Annotated in this window: 19 protein-coding genes and 1 pseudogene; 16 read left to right on the top strand and 4 right to left on the bottom strand. The window is 60.8% G+C overall.

Features of this window, described 5'->3' with window-relative positions:
* Positions 1-46 precede the first annotated feature (46 nt).
* From AC13QO_RS11565 to AC13QO_RS11505, 13 genes are all read left to right on the top strand, one after another.
* Positions 47-742 (top strand): GntR family transcriptional regulator, encoded by a 696-nt coding sequence (locus tag AC13QO_RS11565; RefSeq protein ID WP_221112992.1) that lies wholly within the window; start codon positions 47-49, stop codon positions 740-742.
* 462 nt (positions 743-1,204) lie between these two features.
* Positions 1,205-1,807 (top strand): amino acid synthesis family protein, encoded by a 603-nt coding sequence (locus AC13QO_RS11560; protein WP_488540709.1) that lies wholly within the window; start codon positions 1,205-1,207, stop codon positions 1,805-1,807.
* A gap of 15 nt (positions 1,808-1,822) precedes the next feature.
* Positions 1,823-2,668, top strand: a complete 846-nt coding sequence (locus AC13QO_RS11555) for an alpha/beta fold hydrolase (RefSeq protein ID WP_488540708.1) — start codon at positions 1,823-1,825, stop codon at positions 2,666-2,668.
* Complete coding sequence (locus tag AC13QO_RS11550; protein ID WP_085780824.1) at positions 2,665-3,600, top strand: flavin reductase family protein; 936 nt, start codon at positions 2,665-2,667, stop codon at positions 3,598-3,600. Before AC13QO_RS11555 ends, AC13QO_RS11550 begins: the two co-directional genes overlap by 4 nt.
* Complete coding sequence (locus tag AC13QO_RS11545) at positions 3,597-4,637, top strand: LLM class flavin-dependent oxidoreductase (RefSeq protein WP_488540707.1); 1,041 nt, start codon at positions 3,597-3,599, stop codon at positions 4,635-4,637. Before AC13QO_RS11550 ends, AC13QO_RS11545 begins: the two co-directional genes overlap by 4 nt.
* Positions 4,638-4,641: 4 nt before the next feature.
* Entirely contained in the window at positions 4,642-6,105 is a 1,464-nt protein-coding gene (locus tag AC13QO_RS11540; RefSeq protein WP_488540706.1) for an aldehyde dehydrogenase, read from the top strand.
* 5 nt (positions 6,106-6,110) lie between these two features.
* On the top strand, positions 6,111-6,434 hold the full coding sequence (locus tag AC13QO_RS11535; protein WP_488540705.1) for an NIPSNAP family protein: 324 nt from the start codon (positions 6,111-6,113) through the stop codon (positions 6,432-6,434).
* A 47-nt stretch (positions 6,435-6,481) separates the two neighbouring features.
* Complete coding sequence (locus AC13QO_RS11530) at positions 6,482-7,492, top strand: ABC transporter substrate-binding protein (RefSeq protein WP_183699835.1); 1,011 nt, start codon at positions 6,482-6,484, stop codon at positions 7,490-7,492.
* A gap of 103 nt (positions 7,493-7,595) precedes the next feature.
* Positions 7,596-8,468: an ABC transporter permease gene (locus AC13QO_RS11525; RefSeq protein WP_488540704.1), complete on the top strand. Its 873-nt coding sequence runs from the start codon at positions 7,596-7,598 to the stop codon at positions 8,466-8,468.
* Position 8,469: 1 nt separating this feature from the next.
* Positions 8,470-9,270, top strand: a complete 801-nt coding sequence (locus AC13QO_RS11520) for an ABC transporter permease (protein WP_488540703.1) — start codon at positions 8,470-8,472, stop codon at positions 9,268-9,270.
* Positions 9,267-10,346, top strand: a complete 1,080-nt coding sequence (locus AC13QO_RS11515) for an ABC transporter ATP-binding protein (protein ID WP_430960104.1) — start codon at positions 9,267-9,269, stop codon at positions 10,344-10,346. The genes AC13QO_RS11520 and AC13QO_RS11515 overlap by 4 nt, the downstream gene beginning before the upstream one ends.
* Positions 10,347-10,356: 10 nt before the next feature.
* Complete coding sequence (locus AC13QO_RS11510) at positions 10,357-11,811, top strand: NAD-dependent succinate-semialdehyde dehydrogenase (RefSeq protein ID WP_488540702.1); 1,455 nt, start codon at positions 10,357-10,359, stop codon at positions 11,809-11,811.
* A gap of 8 nt (positions 11,812-11,819) precedes the next feature.
* On the top strand, positions 11,820-12,650 hold the full coding sequence (locus AC13QO_RS11505; RefSeq protein ID WP_488540701.1) for a phosphate/phosphite/phosphonate ABC transporter substrate-binding protein: 831 nt from the start codon (positions 11,820-11,822) through the stop codon (positions 12,648-12,650).
* A 106-nt stretch (positions 12,651-12,756) separates the two neighbouring features.
* On the opposite strand, the gene AC13QO_RS11500 is transcribed toward AC13QO_RS11505, so the two are convergent.
* The gene (locus AC13QO_RS11500) at positions 12,757-13,698 is read right to left on the bottom strand and encodes a phosphatase PAP2 family protein (RefSeq protein ID WP_488540700.1); all 942 of its coding nucleotides are present in this window, start codon (positions 13,696-13,698) and stop codon (positions 12,757-12,759) included.
* A gap of 266 nt (positions 13,699-13,964) precedes the next feature.
* Between AC13QO_RS11500 and AC13QO_RS11495 the strand changes: the two genes are divergently transcribed.
* The 3 genes and pseudogenes from AC13QO_RS11495 (at position 13,965) to AC13QO_RS11485 (ending at position 14,818) form a co-directional block, all read left to right on the top strand.
* Positions 13,965-14,147: a hypothetical protein gene (locus AC13QO_RS11495; protein WP_488540699.1), complete on the top strand. Its 183-nt coding sequence runs from the start codon at positions 13,965-13,967 to the stop codon at positions 14,145-14,147.
* 80 nt (positions 14,148-14,227) lie between these two features.
* Entirely contained in the window at positions 14,228-14,461 is a 234-nt protein-coding gene (locus tag AC13QO_RS11490) for a transcriptional regulator (RefSeq protein WP_488540698.1), read from the top strand.
* Positions 14,462-14,466: 5 nt separating this feature from the next.
* A pseudogene (locus tag AC13QO_RS11485) lies at positions 14,467-14,818 on the top strand (type II toxin-antitoxin system RelE/ParE family toxin).
* 56 nt (positions 14,819-14,874) lie between these two features.
* Here the strand turns inward: AC13QO_RS11485 and AC13QO_RS11480 are convergent.
* From AC13QO_RS11480 to AC13QO_RS11470, 3 genes are read right to left on the bottom strand one after another with little or no spacing between them, the layout of a single operon-like run.
* Positions 14,875-15,852: an ABC transporter ATP-binding protein gene (locus tag AC13QO_RS11480; RefSeq protein WP_488540697.1), complete on the bottom strand. Its 978-nt coding sequence runs from the start codon at positions 15,850-15,852 to the stop codon at positions 14,875-14,877.
* A 4-nt stretch (positions 15,853-15,856) separates the two neighbouring features.
* Positions 15,857-16,684: a carbohydrate ABC transporter permease gene (locus AC13QO_RS11475; protein ID WP_488540696.1), complete on the bottom strand. Its 828-nt coding sequence runs from the start codon at positions 16,682-16,684 to the stop codon at positions 15,857-15,859.
* Positions 16,681-17,559 carry a carbohydrate ABC transporter permease gene (locus tag AC13QO_RS11470; protein WP_285193906.1) on the bottom strand — a complete coding sequence of 293 codons (879 nt, stop codon included), beginning with the start codon at positions 17,557-17,559 and terminating at the stop codon, positions 16,681-16,683. Before AC13QO_RS11470 ends, AC13QO_RS11475 begins: the two co-directional genes overlap by 4 nt.
* Positions 17,560-17,571 lie beyond the last annotated feature (12 nt).

Here is a 17,571-nt window from a genome sequence, read left to right as displayed (position 1 = left end):
CGCGAGATCCTGAGCGTGCGAAGCCGGTCCAACTCTGAGGTGCAGAATGAGCGGTGCTTTCAAGGACGCAGCAATCAGGGTCGAGCGTCCTGCGAAGACATTGCGGGAGCTGGCACTCGACAAGGTCCGCGAAGCCATCGTGAATGGGTATTTTCGCCCCGGCGACCGCCTTGTCGAACGTGACCTTTGCGCCCAGCTCGGCGTCAGCCGCACGGTGGTACGCGAGGTTCTGAGGCACCTGGAATCGGAAGGGCTCGTCGCCAATCTGCCGAACAAGGGACCGATCGTCGCGCAGCTCGACATCGAGGAAGCCAAGCAGATCTATGAGATCCGCGGCGCTCTCGAGGGCATGGCGGCGCGGCTCTGCGCGGAACGCAGCAGTCCCAAAATCGTAGCCGCGCTGGAGGAAGCCCTTGCCGGGATCCGCAACAGTTATCGCGACAACGATATGGCAGCAGTGCTGACCAACACCTCTTCCTTCTACCAAACGCTGTTCACGATGGTCGACAGGCACGTCGCCTGGGGTGTCGTCAATCTCCTCACCGTGCGCATAAACCACCTGCGCTCGATGACGATCAAGACGGAGAGGCGCGGCATCGAAGGGCCAGCGCAGATGTCCAAGATCGTCGACGCCATCCGTCGCGGCGACGGCGAGGGCGCTTACCGGGCGGCGATGGATCATGTCGCTGCCGCGAGCGCGATTGCCGAAGCGGTGCTGTCGGCTAAGAAGTCCGCCGAGTAACACCGGGCAACCGCGGCAGCTTCCAATGCAAGCGGGCGAAGCCATTCACACCATCTTCTATCATCATACGGGGTTACGATGCCGGAGAGTCTATACTCTTGACACCCAGTTTGTCCGATGTGATGGTATGCCATAATAAATAATATCCAAGTTGACGTGGATTGGCTTGAATCCTTCTGCCTTGCAGCCTCCCTGCGAGCCGGTGGGCAGCCGTGCGCACGGGCTGTGTCAGCTGACAACAATGGACAGGAACGAAGAGACTATCGGGACTAAACGACCTTATTGCGCCCGAGCAAATGCCTTCGTGGCCCATGCGGACAAGGCTGGCGAAGCGGTCATCTATTGTTTTCTGGCGAATATCCTGAACGGCGCTTGGCTCTGTCGACGCCGCGCCTACAACGAACTTGACAGTCAGATAATATGGTATACCATAATACACATTAACGAGATTGAGGTGTTCAGGTGGCCATTCAAATTCGCAAGACGGGACTGCTGATCGAAACGACGCTAATCGAAGGCGGCAAGGCCGCGGCCGTGCCGCTGAAGCTGTTCTCCGCCTACGCTGTCGTGAAGAACCCCTGGGCAGGGCAGGGCTTCGTCGAAGACCTCAAGCCCAAAATTCATGCGGGCGCGCCGGTGCTTGGCGAGTTGCTCACCAAGATGATCATCGATGCCGTCGGGTCGGGCGAGGCTGTCGAAGCCTATGGAAAATCCGCCGTTGTCGGCCTGGACGGCGAGATCGAACACGCGTCCGCGCTCATTCACACGCTGCGCTTCGGCAACTTCTATCGCCATGCCGTCGGTGCCAAATCCTATCTCGCCTTCTGTAACACACGCGGCCCTGCCAATGCGCCGATCATGATCCCGCTGATGGACAAGAATGACGAAGGCCGCCGCTCGCACTATCTGACCATCCAGGCCTCGATCCCCGACGCGCCTGCTGCCGACGAGATCGTCGTGGCTCTCGGCGCTTCGGTCGGCGGACGTCCGCATCACCGCATTGGCGACCGTTACCAGGATCTGAAAGACCTGGGGCAGGACGTCACCAATCCTGCGGGCGTTTGAGGGAGCGCGTCTCAGATGCTGACAGCCGGATCGAGCAAAGACGCCGCTGCAGCAACGAGCGCCGCCGGTGCCTTGCCCCGAAAGAGAACGGCAAGCGGAACGGCCTATCACGAGTCCGGTAGCGGGGAACCGCTGGTTCTGATCCATGGCGTCGGCATGCGGCTCGAGGCTTGGGCTCCGCAGATCGCCTTTCTATCGGCCGGTCATCGCGTCATCGCTGTCGATATGCCGGGACACGGCGAGAGCGCGAAGCTGGCGGCGGGCAGCCGCCTCGAGGAGTTCGTCGCCTGGTTCGGGCGCTTTCTCGACGACATGGCGATCGAAACGACGAATGTCGCCGGACATTCCATGGGGGCGTTGGTCTCCGGCGGGGCGGCGGCGACCTTCGGCGAACGGATCAGCCGTGTCGCATATCTCAACGGCGTCTACAGGCGCGACCCTGAAGCAAAGGCTGCCGTCCTTGCGCGGGCTGCCGCCATTCCGGTAACGGGGGTTGACAAGGAAGGCCCCCTGGCTCGCTGGTTCGGCGACGATCCGGACAGCCTCGTTGCGCGTGAATTGACACGGGAATGGCTGAGCCTCGTCGATCCGGAAGGCTATGCCGTCGCTTACGCTGCCTTCGCCGGAGGAGACGAAACTTACGCCGATCGCTGGAAGGACGTCCGCGGCCCGGCCCTGTTCCTGACGGGATCGGATGATCCGAACTCGACGCCTCTGATGGCAACGCAGATGGCGGCGCTTGCGCCCAAGGGCTGGGCCCGCATCGTCGAAGGTCATCGTCACATGGTGAACCTGACCGCGCCGGATATCGTCAATTCGCTGCTCGCTGAGTGGCTGTCGTTCGGGGAGGATGAACGATGACAATCCAGACTGTCGATCCCAGGGCGTTGCGAGATGCATTCGGGGCTTTTCCGACCGGCGTGACCGTCGTCACCGCCTGCGACGGCGAGGGGAATCCGATCGGGTTCACGGCGAATTCATTCACTTCGGTCTCCCTCAACCCGCCACTGCTCCTCGTTTGCCTTGCCAAGACATCGCGCAACTTCGCCACCATGACCGGCGCGCGGCATTTCGCGATCAATGTGCTGTCGGAAACGCAGAAGGACGTGTCAAATACCTTCGCGCGCCCTGTTGAAGACCGATTTGCGGCGGTCGAATGGACCAAAGGGGCGGCAGGCTGCCCGGTCTTCTCGAACGTAGCAGCATGGTTCGAATGCGCCATGGAAGAGGTCATCGAGGCCGGCGACCACGTCATCCTGATGGGACGCATCGAATCCTTCGACAATAGCGGCCGCAACGGTCTCGGTTATGCCCGCGGCGGCTACTTCACGCCGACGCTCGCAAGCAAGGCGGTTTCGGCGGCAGCCGAAGGCAACATCGAACTTGCGGCCGTCGTCGAACGCCGCGGCGAGGTTCTGCTCCTCGGCGAGGAGGTGCTTTCCCTTCCAAGCATCGACGCCCATGACGGCAACCCGACCGAGGCGCTGGAAAAATACCTGGAGACATCAACCGGGCTGAACGTCAGCATCGGCTTTCTCTATTCCGTCTACGAGGGCAAGAGCGACGGCAAGCAGCACATCGTCTACCACGCCGTCGCCGGCGATGGGGAACCGGCGAGCGGCAGGTTCCTGAAACCGGACGCTTTGTCGGGTGCGCAATTCAAGACCAGTTCGACTGCCGACATCGTCACCCGTTTCGCGATGGAAAGCTCGATCGGCAATTTCGGCGTCTATTTCGGTGACGAGACCGGCGGCAAAGTTCATCCCATTCCAGCCAAGGGCGCAAAAGCATGAAGTTCTCCCTCTTCGTCCATATGGAACGGCTCGACGCCAGCCAGAGCCACAAGAGCCTCTACGACGAATTCGTCGCGCTCTGCGAGATCGCCGACCAGGGCGGCATGCATGCGATCTGGACGGGCGAGCACCATGGGATGGATTTTACTATCGCGCCCAACCCGTTCGTCACCATTGCCGATCTCGCCCGCCGCACATCCCGGGCAAGGCTTGGCACCGGGACGGTGATCGCCCCCTTCTGGCATCCGATCAAGCTTGCCGGCGAAGCTGCCATGACCGACATCATCTGCGACGGGAGGCTCGATATCGGCATTGCCCGCGGCGCCTATTCCTTCGAATATGAACGTCTGCTGCCTGGTCTCGATGCCTGGGGCGCCGGCCAGCGGATGCGCGAGCTCATCCCGGCGGTCAAGGGCATATGGAAGGGCGACTATGCCCATGACGGGGAGTTCTTCAAGTTCCCCGCGACGACCTCGGCGCCGAAGCCGCTGCAGCAGCCGCACCCGCCGATCTGGGTTGCGGCGCGCGATCCGAACTCGCATGAATTCGCCGTCGCCAACGGCTGCAACGTCCAGGTCACGCCGCTCTGGCAGGGTGACGACGAGGTTCAGTCGCTGATTGACCGCTTCAACGATGCCTGCGCCAAGAATCCTGAAATCGAGCGGCCGAAGATCATGCTGCTGCGCCACACCTATGTCGGCTCGTCGGAAGAAGACGTCGCCCAGGCAGCCCATGAGCTCAGCGTTTACTACAACTATTTCTTCGCCTGGTTCAAGAATGAGAAGCCGGTCAATCAAGGCCTGATCGAGCGGATTCCGGACGAGCAGATCCGAGCGAATGCGATGCTGTCGGATCAGGTCATGCGCACCAACAATGTCGTTGGCGACGCCGAGACCGTTATCGCGAGGCTGAAGGCCTATGAAGCGCTCGGTTACGACGAATATTCCTTCTGGATCGACACCGGCATGAGTTTCGAGCGCAAGAAGGCGTCGCTCGGGCGCTTCATCACCGAGGTCATGCCGGCATTTCAGGAGTAGGACCATGCGGCGTTTCCAACATTATATCGGCGGCGAGTTCTCTGACGGCGAGGCTCATTATCCCAGCATCGATCCGGCGACCGGCACGGTCTGGGCTGAGATGCCGGAAGCGCGCGAGGGCGATGTCGACCGGGCCGTGAACGCTGCCGAAAAAGCGCTATACGACGGTCCCTGGGCGAAGATGACGGCGACGCAACGCGGCAAGCTGCTCTACAGGCTGGCTGACCTCGTTGCCGCCAACGCGCAGGTTCTCGCCGAACTGGAGACGCGCGATACCGGCAAGATCATCCGCGAAACATCCGCGCAGATCGCTTATGTCGCCGAGTACTATCGTTATTATGCCGGCATAGCAGACAAGATCGAAGGCTCCTATCTGCCGATCGACAAGCCCGACATGGATGTCTGGCTTCGCCGCGAGCCAATCGGCGTCGTTGCCATGGTCGTGCCGTGGAACAGCCAGCTCTTCCTGTCGGCGGTCAAGATCGGTCCGGCGCTCGCCGCCGGCTGCACGATGGTGGTCAAAGCCTCGGAAGACGGCCCGGCGCCGCTTCTCGAATTTGCGCGTCTCGTGCACGAGGCGGGCTTTCCCGCCGGCGTCGTCAATATCATCACCGGTTTCGGCGCCTCCTGCGGCGCTGCCCTCGGCCGCCATCCGAAGGTGGCCCACGTCGCCTTCACCGGCGGTCCTGAAACCGCGCGGCAGGTGGTTCGCAACTCGGCAGAAAATCTTGCTTCCACCTCGCTCGAACTCGGCGGCAAGTCGCCCTTCATCGTCTTTGCCGATGCCGATCTCGAAAGCGCCGCCAACGCCCAGGTCGCGGGCATCTTCGCCGCAACCGGACAAAGCTGCGTTGCCGGATCACGCCTGATCGTCGAGCGCAGCGTCAAGGACAAATTCGTCGCCCTGCTGCGACAGAAGGCTGAGGCGATCCGGATCGGCGCACCACTCGACATGGCGACAGAGGTCGGCCCGCTCGCCACCAAGCGCCAGCAGGACAATATCGGCGCCCTCGTCGAAAAGTCGATCGAAAGCGGCGCCCGTCTCGTCACCGGCGGCGGCAAGATCGACGGCGAAGGTTTTTACTTCCCGCCGACGATCCTCGATTGCGACAATGTCGCCTCGCCCTCGCTGATCGAGGAATTCTTCGGACCGGTCCTGTCGGTCGTATCCTTCGAGACCGAGGCCGAGGCGCTGCGGCTTGCCAACGATACCCGCTATGGCCTCGCCTCCGGCCTCTTCACCCAGAACCTGACACGGGCGCATCGGCTGATGAAGGGCATCCGCGCCGGCATTGTCTGGGTCAATACTTACCGTGCCGTCTCGCCGATCGCGCCGTTCGGCGGGTTCGGCCTGTCCGGCCACGGCAGGGAAGGCGGCATGGCCGCGGCGCTCGATTACACCCGCACCAAGACGATCTGGCTCCGGACGTCGGACGATCCGATCCCCGATCCCTTCGTGATGAGATGACGCCGATGTTTTACGAAATCCGGACCTATCGGCTGAAGAACGGCGCGATCCCGCAATATCTCAAGGTCGTCGAGGAAGAGGGTATCGAGATCCAGAAGAGCCATCTCGGCACGCTGGTCGGCTACTTCTTCTCGGAGATCGGGACGATCAACGAAATCGTTCACATCTGGGCCTTTGCGAGCCTGGACGAGCGCGAGGCGCGCCGTCAACGGCTTTTGGCCGATCCCCGGTGGCAGGCGTTCCTGCCCAAGATTCGCGATCTGATCGAGGTGGCGGAAAACAAGATTATGAAGCCAGCAAGCTTTTCTCCCAGGAGCGAGGCGCACTGACGGCATAAGGCATACCGTAGGACAAAACAGAACAAGGATAAGGGAACATGAAAACAGCATTTGCTTTCGCGGCGGTTGCCGCATTCGTGGCGGTCTCCGCCCCGGCCAGGGCCGACAACCTGGTCTTCTCGAGCTGGGGAGGAACGACGCAGGACGCACAGAAGGCCGCATGGGCAAGCCCCTTCACCGAAAAGACCGGCGTCACCGTCGTGCAGGACGGGCCGACGGATTACGGTAAGCTCAAGGCGATGGTCGAGGCCGGCCAGGTCGCCTGGGATGTCGTCGACGTCGAAGGTGACTACGCAGCCCAGGCGGGCAGGAACGGCCAGCTCGAGAAGCTAGACTTCTCCGTCATCGACAAGTCCAAGCTCGATCCGCGTTTCGTCACCGACTATTCGGTCGGCAGCTTCTATTATTCCTTCGTCATCGGCTGCAACGCCGATGCCGTCAAAGCCTGCCCGAAGACATGGGCTGACCTGTTCGACACGGCGAAGTTTCCGGGAAAACGCACATTCTACAAGTGGTCGGCTCCCGGCGTGATCGAAGCGGCGCTGCTTGCCGACGGCGTGCCTGCCGACAAGCTCTATCCGCTCGATCTCGACCGTGCCTTCAAGAAGCTCGATACGATCAAGTCAGATATTATCTGGTGGTCGGGCGGTGCGCAGTCGCAGCAGCTGCTGGCCTCCGCGGAAGCGCCCTTCGGCAGCGTCTGGAACGGCCGCATGACCGCCCTTGCGGCAACCGGCATCAAGGTGGAGACCTCCTGGGAGCAGAACATCACCGCTGCTGATGCGCTCGTCGTGCCGAAGGGTGCGCCGAATGCCGAGGCTGCGATGAAGTTCATTGCGCTGGCGACCTCCGCCGAACCGCAGGCCGCCCTTGCCAAGGCCACCGGATATGCGCCGATCAATGTCGAGTCGGCCAAGCTGATGGACCCGGAGACAGCCAAGACCCTGCCGGACCAGCAGACGGCAAGCCAGGTCAATGCCGATATGAACTACTGGGCCAACAATCGCGATGCCATCGGCGAGAAGTGGTACGCTTGGCAGGCAAAATAGGCTGAGACTTCAGATGGACGGGTACGGCGAAATGTTCGCCGTACCTCCCGCAGCGACGCCTGTCGGATGGCGCCTGCGGAATTGACGGGTGGGAAGGACTGTCATGACGACGTATAGCGATGCCTCCGGCGCGATCATGCCTCTGCCAAAGGCGCGCAGGGCAACAGGTTTTGGCGGGGTCGTTCCGGCTCTGGCCTTCGTGGCAATCTTTTTCGTCGTTCCGGTCGTGGTCCTGCTGCTGCGAAGCGTCTTGGAACCCGTCCCGGGTCTTGGAAATTATGCGCAGCTGATCGGATCGGCGACCTATCTCAAGATTTTCGCCAATACCTTCATCGTCTCCGGTTTCGTCACCGTGATTTCGCTTTTGATCGGTTTTCCCGTGGCCTGGGCGCTGGCAATCATGCCCAGTCGGCTGACGTCGGTGATCTTTGCGGTCCTGCTCCTGTCGATGTGGACCAATCTGCTGGCCCGCACTTATGCCTGGATGGTGCTGTTGCAGCGGACGGGGCTGATCAACAAGATGCTGATGGGAATGGGCCTGATCGACCAGCCGCTGGCGCTGGTCAACAATCTCACAGGCGTGACGATCGGCATGACATATATCATGCTGCCTTTCATCATCCTGCCGCTCTACGGCGTGATCAAGACAATCGACCCCTCGACCCTGCAGGCGGCAGCCCTTTGCGGCGCCAACCGCTGGCAGTGCCTGACCCGCGTTCTGCTGCCCTTGGCGATGCCCGGCATGGCGGCCGGCGCCCTAATGGTCTTTGTCATGTCGCTCGGTTATTTCGTGACGCCGTCGCTTCTCGGCGGTACCGCCAACATGATGCTCGCGGAGCTGATCGCTCAGTTCGTGCAGTCGCTGGTCAACTGGGGAATGGGAGGTGCGGCGGCGCTGGTGCTCCTGGTGGTGACTTTGTCGCTCTATGCGGTGCAGCTGCGCTTCTTCGGCAACCAGAACCCGGGAGGACGTTGACATGCTGCTCAATTTCGACCGCCTCGGCTGGTGGAAATACGTCCTGCTGGCGATAACGCTGCTGACCGCAGCCTTCCTGCTGCTGCCGATCGTTTTTATCGCCGCGCTCTCCTTCGGCTCCTCGCAGTGGCTGATTTTTCCGCCGCCCGGCTGGACGTTCCAATGGTACAATGAACTGTTTGCCGATCCACGCTGGCTGGAATCGGCTCTGACGAGCTTCAAGATCGCGGTCATCGTCACGATCCTGTCGGTGCTGCTCGGGCTGGTGACGTCCTTCGGGCTGGTGCGAGGTTCGTTCATGTTCCGAGATGCGCTGAAAGCGCTGTTCCTGACGCCGATGATCCTACCGGTCGTGGTTCTCGCGGTCGCGCTGTACGCCTTCTTCTTGAGGATCGGTCTTGGTGGCACGCTGACGGGCTTTGTCATTGCGCACCTGGTGCTGGCGCTGCCCTTCGCGATCCTGTCCATATCGAGTGCGCTCGAAGGTTTCGACAAGTCGATCGAGGATGCGGCGGTGCTCTGCGGCGCCTCGCCCCTGGAAGCCAAGATCAGGGTCACGCTTCCGGCGATCAGCCACGGGCTGTTTTCGGCTGCCGTCTTCTCGTTCCTGACATCCTGGGACGAGGTGGTAGTGGCGATCTTCATGTCCAGCCCGACCCTGCAGACGCTGCCCGTGAAGGTATGGGCGACGCTGCGGCAGGATCTGACGCCTGTCGTCGCAGCCGCGTCCACCCTTCTCATCCTTTTGACGATCATCTTGATGGCGCTGGTCGCCGTCGTGCGTAAGGTACTGAAACAATGAACGAACCATTCCTTCAGATCCGCGGCATACGCAAGGAGTACGGCCCCGTTGTCGCCGTGCACGACGTCAATCTCGATGTCCGGCGCGGTGAGTTCCTGACCTTTCTCGGACCGTCCGGATCCGGCAAGAGCACGACGCTCTACATCCTAGCCGGCTTTGAAAATCCCACGAAAGGCGATATCACCCTCGAGGGCAAGACCCTGCTCGCCACGCCGTCGCACAAGCGCAACATCGGCATGGTGTTCCAGCGCTACACGCTGTTTCCGCATCTGACCGTCGGCGAAAACATCGCCTTTCCGTTGAAGGTCAGGCGCAAGTCCAAGGCCGAGATCGACAGCAAGGTGAAGGAGATGCTGCGCCTCGTCCGCCTCGAAGGCTTCGAGGATCGCAAGCCGGCGCAAATGTCCGGCGGCCAGCAGCAGCGCGTCGCGCTTGCCAGAGCGCTTGCCTATGATCCGCCGGTGCTGTTGATGGACGAGCCGCTGTCGGCGCTCGACAAGAAGCTGCGCGAGGAAATCCAGCATGAGATCCGCCGCATCCACCAGCAGACGGAAGTGACGATCCTCTACGTCACGCACGACCAGGAGGAGGCGCTGCGGCTCTCCGACCGTATCGCCGTCTTCTCGAAGGGCGTCATCGACCAGATCGGGACGGGCCCTGAACTCTACGCCAATCCTCGGACGCGCTTCGTCGCCGAATTCATCGGCGACAGCGACTTCATTTCCTGCGACCTGGTGTCATCCTCCGATGGACAAGCCACCATTGCGCTCGGAGGCGGGACGATCTTCGATCAAATTCCGGTGCATGGAAAAGGGACCTCCGGCGCCCGGGCGGCGCTGATGCTGAGGCCGGAGCGCATCCGCCTGTCGCGCGCCAGAGCAGCCGGCGCGGGTCTTGCCGCGACGGTCAGCGACATTACCTTTCTCGGCAACAATATCCACGTCTCCACAGAGACGGTGACAGGCGAGGCGCTTTCGGTCCGTTTGCCGTTCGGTCATGAGGCTATTGCCGGGCTCAATCGCGGAGATATAGTCCATCTGGATTTCGATCCCGGCGCCGCTCACGTATTCTGCTGAAAGTTGTCCCATGAAGCTCAATGATCCCTCGCTATTCCGTCAGGCCTGCCCCATTGCCGATCGCTGGATCGAAGCAGAAGGGCGCCGGGCGGCCATGGTCCGCAATCCGGCGACAGGTGAGGTGCTGGGCGCGGTCCCTGACTTCGGTGCGGCGGAAACGGAAGAGGCCATCCAGGCTGCCGTGGTCGCGCAGAAGCTTTGGGCAAAGAAGACGGCCGGCGAGCGCGCCACCGTTCTCAAGACCTGGCACCGCCTGATGATCGAAAACCGCGACGATCTGGCGATGATCCTGACGCTGGAGCAGGGAAAGCCGCTGGCCGAAGCCAAGGGAGAGATCACCTATGGTGCGAGCTTCATCGAATGGTTTGCCGAAGAGGCAAGACGCATCAACGGCGAGACCATACCGGGACATCAGCCGGACAAGCGGATCCTCGTCCTGCGCCAGCCGGCCGGCGTGGTGGCGGCGATCACGCCCTGGAATTTCCCGAACGCGATGATCACCCGCAAGATCGGCCCCGCGCTTGCCGCCGGCTGCGCCGTTGTTCTCAAACCGGCGCTGCAGACGCCGTTCTCCGCGATCGCGATCGCCGTTCTTGCCGAGCGCGCCGGCCTGCCGGCGGGGCTTCTCAATATCGTCACCGGTGACGCCGCCGCAATCGGCGGAGCGATGACCGCAAGCCGCGACGTCCGGGTCCTGACATTCACGGGCTCCACCCGGACGGGCGAGCTGCTTTACCGGCAATGTGCGCCGACGATCAAGAAACTCGGTCTCGAACTCGGCGGCAATGCGCCCTTCATCGTCTTCGACGACGCCGATCTCGACGCTGCGGTCGAAGGCGCGATCATCGCCAAATTCCGCAACAACGGCCAGACCTGCGTCTGCGCCAACCGGCTCTATGTCCAGGACGGCGTCTACGAGGCATTTGCCGACAAGCTCGCCGCGGCCGTTTCGGCATTGAAGGTAGGCAATGGTCTTGAACGTGACGTCGTGCTTGGGCCGCTCATCGACGACAACGCTGTCGCTAAGGTCGAGAGCCATATTCAGGACGCCGTTGCAAAAGGCGCGGGCGTCATTTCAGGCGGCAAGCGCCATGCACTCGGCGGCCATTTCTTCGAACCGACGATCCTGCGCGACGTCAACGCCGGCATGCAGGTCGCGCGCGAGGAAACCTTCGGGCCGCTCGCCCCGCTTTTCCGTTTCCGCGACGAAGAGGACGTCATCGCGCAGGCAAACGACACCGAGTTCGGCCTTGCTTCCTATTTTTACGCGCGCGACCTGTCGCGGGTCTTCCGCGTCGCCGAAGCGCTCGAGTATGGGATGGTCGGTGTCAATACCGGTCTCGTCTCGACGGCCGAGGCTCCGTTCGGCGGCGTCAAGATGTCGGGTCTCGGCCGCGAGGGATCAAAGCACGGCTTGGACGAATATACCGAACTCAAATATGTGTGCCTGGGCGGCATTGCCTGAGCGGGTCGATGCTTGCGCTTCCCGCGGAAAGCACCGGAACGGGGCTCGTCAGCATCGCCATGTATGTCACATCAGAGCCGCTCGCCCATGCGACGGCCGAGCTGTGGTCGTTCCTCCGAGACTATCTCTCGAACGCCGGCCTTCAGGATGTGCCGGAAAAGCTTGACCGGCCGGTTGGCTATGACGAGGCCTGGCTGCGGCCGGATCTGCTCCTGTCCCAGACATGCGGTTATCCCTTTGCCACGCGCCTGCGTGGCAGGGTACGCCTGGTGGTGACGCCCATATACGGTCATCCAGGCTGCGACGGCGCGCTGATGCGAAGCTTCATCATAGTCCGCAAGGATTCGCCGCTTCGGTCGCTGAAGGATTTGCGCGGTACCACCGCCGCGATCAACAGCGTCGACAGCAATTCCGGCAGCAATCTGTTTCGCGCCGCCGTCGCTCCGCTTGCCCGGGGCGGTCGCTTCTTTGGCCGGATCATTGAAACCGGCAGCCACGGCGGCAGCATTGCTGCCGTGGCCGAAGGCCTGGCTGACAGCGCGGCCATCGACTGCATCACCTATGCCAATATCGGCCGGTTCGATCCCGGCGATCTGAAGCGGGTTCGCATCATCGCCGAAACGCCTCAAGGCCCCGGCCTGCCGTTCATCACTTCGGGCAATGCACCGGACGAGAGGGTCCAGCTCCTGCGAAACGCACTGCGTGCCGCCATCGAGGAGCCGTTGCTAGCCGAAATGCGTGCGGCTCTGGGTCTCGTTGATATTTCCGTGCTTTCCGAAGCCGATTACGAGCCGCTTCCATCATTGGCCGAAGATACATTGCCGCAGCTAAGAGCCTGAAGAGTCGAATGGGATTGAGCATGCCGGCTTTGGTTCTGTTTCCGTGAGATGATGGGCGATGCGATGGCGAATTGCTTTCAAGGAATTTATTCGGTTCATTACCGCGTTAGATCTGTTGAGCGTCTCGCTGAAATTGGTTGCGATAGAACGGAACGCTGCCGCTACGCGACATATACAACACTGATGCTATGCTGAATCCGGCGACACCAATTCCGGCAACCAAATCGACGATGTAGTGTCCGCCTTCAGTGATTGCGGACAGCAGCATTAGCGTATTTAATAAGATCATCGGAAGTCGTGTCCATCGTATCGTCCACGCACCCCAACAGCACAACACCGCTACCGCTGCATGAACCGACGGGAACGAGATAATGCCGCTTGCATGCTCCAGTTGCAGGACAAAGTGGGGGTCATCCCTGACTGCTAGGATCTGAGGAACGTATTCCAAACCAAGCATTCCATTGATGTTTTTGAGATCGCCGGGATTGACGGCAAAATCAGTGTAGGTTCCGAGGGCAGGATACCAAATGGTGATGAAACTCGCGATGACGCAGATCAAGCCGTATGTCCCGACAACCTGATACGCGCGCGCTCGGTGACCACACAGACTTAGCACAACTGGAAGAAACAAAAGCTGGTGATGGAACGTTTGGTAAGCAAACGTCATTGACTTTGCAAGCAGAGGATTTGCGTCGAGAAAAGCAATCAAGCTCAACCAGTCGACGCCAAGAAGACGATCCAATTGGAGCAGTTGTTGATCCTGCAGGGGCCGATTCAACGCAAAAGCAACGTAAGTCGACACGACAAGCGGGCTCGTTAGCAATAAGCCGATGCCTGTGCATTCGACAATGCAGAGCAGCGATGGGATTCTCCGCCAACTGCATAGGAGGCCGAATCCCAAGAGATAAAGCAGGGCGACCGTGCTTAGCTGCATAAAGCCTCTCGGATCCACCGGTAGGCCGACGAGCCAAGCCAGCATCGGAACAATCGCGTAGACAGCTCCAGTAAGGCCTATCAGAAAGGCTCGCGCTATGGACGTCTCGACCATCGAATACCCTCAATTTATGCGCGACTTATTACGTGTGACAAGTTAAGATTAAGTAGGTCCGGCGCGGTAAGTCTTGCTTCGACCGCGCACCGGCACGTGACCGGATGGCACCCAAGTGTCCCTTCGCGCAGGCAGGCAAGCTGCTCTCGCGCCGCCCTGTTATCCCGAGCACGGCTGCTACATGGTGCCGATGGGCGGACCGAGTGCGCGCGGCCGGAACCTCGAACTCTGGGGCTTGCCGCTCCCTTGAATCCGCGGCGACGGCGATGATCCGCCGATTCGCTTCCCGTCATCGGCAACTCCCGCCGCTTGCCCACCTCACCTATGCCTTCGGGCACGGCCATCTCGCCGTGACATTGTCCCCTCTGACTGGCTATCTCCTTACTGAGCTTGTCGGCGGCCGGACGCCCGCTGTCGATCTGACGCCGCTTCGTCCTGGCCGGTTCTGAGGATTATGTGTTTGGGCTGGGTGTGATGAATATCGACAATATTCGCTACGCTACCCACGATCAGACGAACGAATATGCCGATGGCATCCGGTAGTATTCATGTGAAGATCAGTGGGCAGTTGCAGGTCGGCGATGACGGCCTCTATGAAAACGCGACCGAATATATTCGCGCTCTCATTCGCCGCGACTTGCAGACCTGTAATGAAGCCTCGGACATGCTGCAGAGGGAGCTCGCGCCCGCAATGCGGGCCGAAGACAGCGAATTCTTCTCGGTATCGGCCGAAAACGTCATCCGCCGTAACCAGCGTCGATAAGCCTGATGGCAGCCTATCGATTTTGCCCGCGCGCCGACGACGTCGCAGGACAAGATTTGGCCCGACACGGTCGAGGCGTGGGGAGAGAAGCAGGCGGACACCTATATTCTCGGGCTGCACGCGTATTTGCAGCGTTTGTGCCAGGATCGGCCCACCAGGCGACAGCTTCCACAACGTCTGGCGGTTCCGGCAGACATCAAGCGTTCAGTCAATTTCGGTCGTTACGAGCATCACTATGTGTTCTTTCGCGAGCTTAAGAACGGCGATCTTGGTATCATGAGCATTCTTCAAGAACGGATGAATCTGCCGGTCCGGCTCAAAGAGGATCTGGCGGCTCTCTTGAACAAACAGCCGTGAGGCGCGGGATCTTCGGTCGTTAGGATTGCTTCTCGAGGAGGGGCTTTAGCCCGGTCTCAGAACCGGTGTTCCGCTCCCTCCATCGGATTTGCCCAGACCGTCATGCCTGATGCAAACGGCGTCTCGCCTTCGGCGCGCACGATCATTTCGCCGAGTTCGGGGACATCGAGATAGAGGATCGCGTCGGCGCCGAGCCGTTCCACATGTCGGATTCTGCCTTGCCACTGGCCGGTGCCTTCCGAAAGCCTGATATGTTCCGGGCGAACGCCGTAGGTCGTGCAGTTCATTCGCCGTGCCGTCTCGCCGCCATAGAGGTTCATTTTCGGGCTGCCGATGAAGCCGGCAACGAAGGGTGTGGCGGGATTGCGGTAGAGCTCCATCGGGCTGCCGATCTGCTCGACGGCGCCGCCGTTCAAAATGACGATCTTGTCGGCCATCGTCATCGCCTCGACCTGGTCGTGGGTGACATAGATCATCGTCGAGTTCAGGCGGGCGTGGAGTTCCGAGATCTCCAGGCGCATCTGTGCCCGGAGCGAGGCATCCAGATTGGAGAGCGGCTCGTCGAACAGGAACACCTTGGGATCGCGCACGATCGCCCGGCCGATGGCGACGCGCTGCCGCTGGCCGCCGGAAAGCGCTTTCGGCTTTCTCTGCAGCAGATGAGTGAGCTGAAGCGTTTCGGCTGCCGCCGCGACCTTCTCGGCGATCTCAGCCTTCGGGCGACGGGCGAGCGAAAGTCCGAAGCCGATATTCTCGGCAACCGTCATATGCGGGTAGAGCGCATAGCTCTGGAACACCATGGCGATGCCTCGCTCGGAAGGTTCCGCATAGGTCACGTCCTTGCCGCCAATGGTCAGCCTACCCGAGGTCGTCTCTTCCAGGCCGGCGATGATGCGCAGCAGCGTCGACTTCCCGCATCCCGACGGGCCGACGAAGACGACGAATTCGCCAGAGGCAACCTCCAGATCGATCCCCTTGATGACTTCAAGTGCGCCGAAGCTCTTGCGAACCTGTTTGAGACTGAGTTCAGCCATTCTGCTACCCTTTGACTCCGCCCGCCGTCATGCCCGCGACGATCTGGCGGTTGAAGAAGATGAATACGATCAGCGGCGGGATCGTTACGAGGAGGATGTTCATGAAGAGCAGATTGTACTGGCTCGAATACATGCTCTGGAAATTATAGAGCGTCAGCTGCACCGTCACATTCTCCTTGCCCGGCAGGTAATAGAGCGGATTGGTGAAATCGTTGAAGATCGCGATCGACTGGACGACGATATTGGTCACGGTCACCGGCTTCAGCAGCGGCAGGACCACGCGGAAGAAGATCTGCCGAGGCTTGGCGCCGTCGATCAGCGCCGCCTCGTCGAGATCGCGCGGGATGGTCGAAATGAACGACCGATAGAGCAGGACCGAAAAGGAGAGATTATAGGCAACCTGGATCAGGATCATCCCGGTCATGGTCTTGAAGAGGCCGATGTCCTGCAAAAGGCCGATGGTGGGAACAACGGCCGGCGGCATCATCAGGCCCATCAACAGCGCAGCGAAGGCCACGCGGTTCCATGCGGTCTTGCGGCGCTGCATCACATATCCGACCATCGCCGACAGCAGGATCAGGATAGTGACGGAAACGACCGTGATCAGAGTCGAATTGAAATAGGCGAGCACTAGCTGATAGTCGCGCGCCTTGAAGACGGCGACGAGATTGTCCCAGAACAGCCAATGCTCAGGAAGTTCGAAATCGAGGCGGGAGGCCTCCGATTTGGATTTCACCGCCTGCAGAGCGACGAAAACGAAAGGCATGACGAAGATGACCGCCCCGACGGCAAGGGCAATTGCACCCGTCACATAGGGGCGGACGCTTCTCATTCCTCGACCTCGCGCCGGTTGAACCACAGGGTGAAGGGCAGGATGATCACGGCGATCAGCGCGAACAGGATGACGTTTCCGGCCGTCGACAGACCATAGAAGCCAGCCTGGTACTGCTTGTAGATGACCGAGGCGATCACATCGGAGGAGAAGCCGGGGCCGCCGCGAGTCATGGCCCAGATCAGGTCGAAGGATCGCAAGCCGCCGATCAGCGACAATGTCACGACGATGACGGTGGCAGGGCGCACGAGCGGCAGGGTGATCCGAACGAATTGCTGGAGCCGTGTGGCGCCGTCGATCCTGGCGGCCTCATAATAGTCGGGACTGATCGCAGCAAGGCCGGCGATGAAGATCAGGGTGGCAAGGCCGACCCCCTTCCAAACATCGACCAGGGCCACCGAAAAAAGCGCGAGCGTCGGATTGGTCAGCCATCCCGGCCCCGGCATTCCAAGCGTCTCGAGCGTAACATTGATGATGCCCTTGGTCGGATGCATCATGACCGTGAAGGTGATGCCGATGCCGATGGTCGAAACCAGCACGGGAAAGAAGACCAGCGTGCGCAGAAAACCGCGGGCGAAGATATTGCTGGTGAGCAGCACGGCCAGCAGCAGTCCGCAGACCGTTTTCAGGCCGGATGTCGTCAGCGCGTAGATCAGCGTGTTGATCAGCCCCTTGACCAGGAACGGTTCGGAAAAGAACTGCTGGAAATTTTCAAGCCCGATGAATTGGGCTGTCGAGAGATCCCAGCGCGTCAGGCTGTACCAGAGAGACGATATGGTCGGAAAAAGGAACAGCACGCCGTAAATGATGGCGGCGGGGATAAAAAACCATAGGGGGTAGGGCGAATTGCGCGAGCGCGGGCGTATCTCGGTCATGACTACCTCTTC

Source organism: Rhizobium sp. CNPSo 3670 (assembly GCF_057784555.1).
Note: the sequence above shows the minus strand (reverse complement) of the source record. Positions and strands in the feature narration are given on the sequence as shown.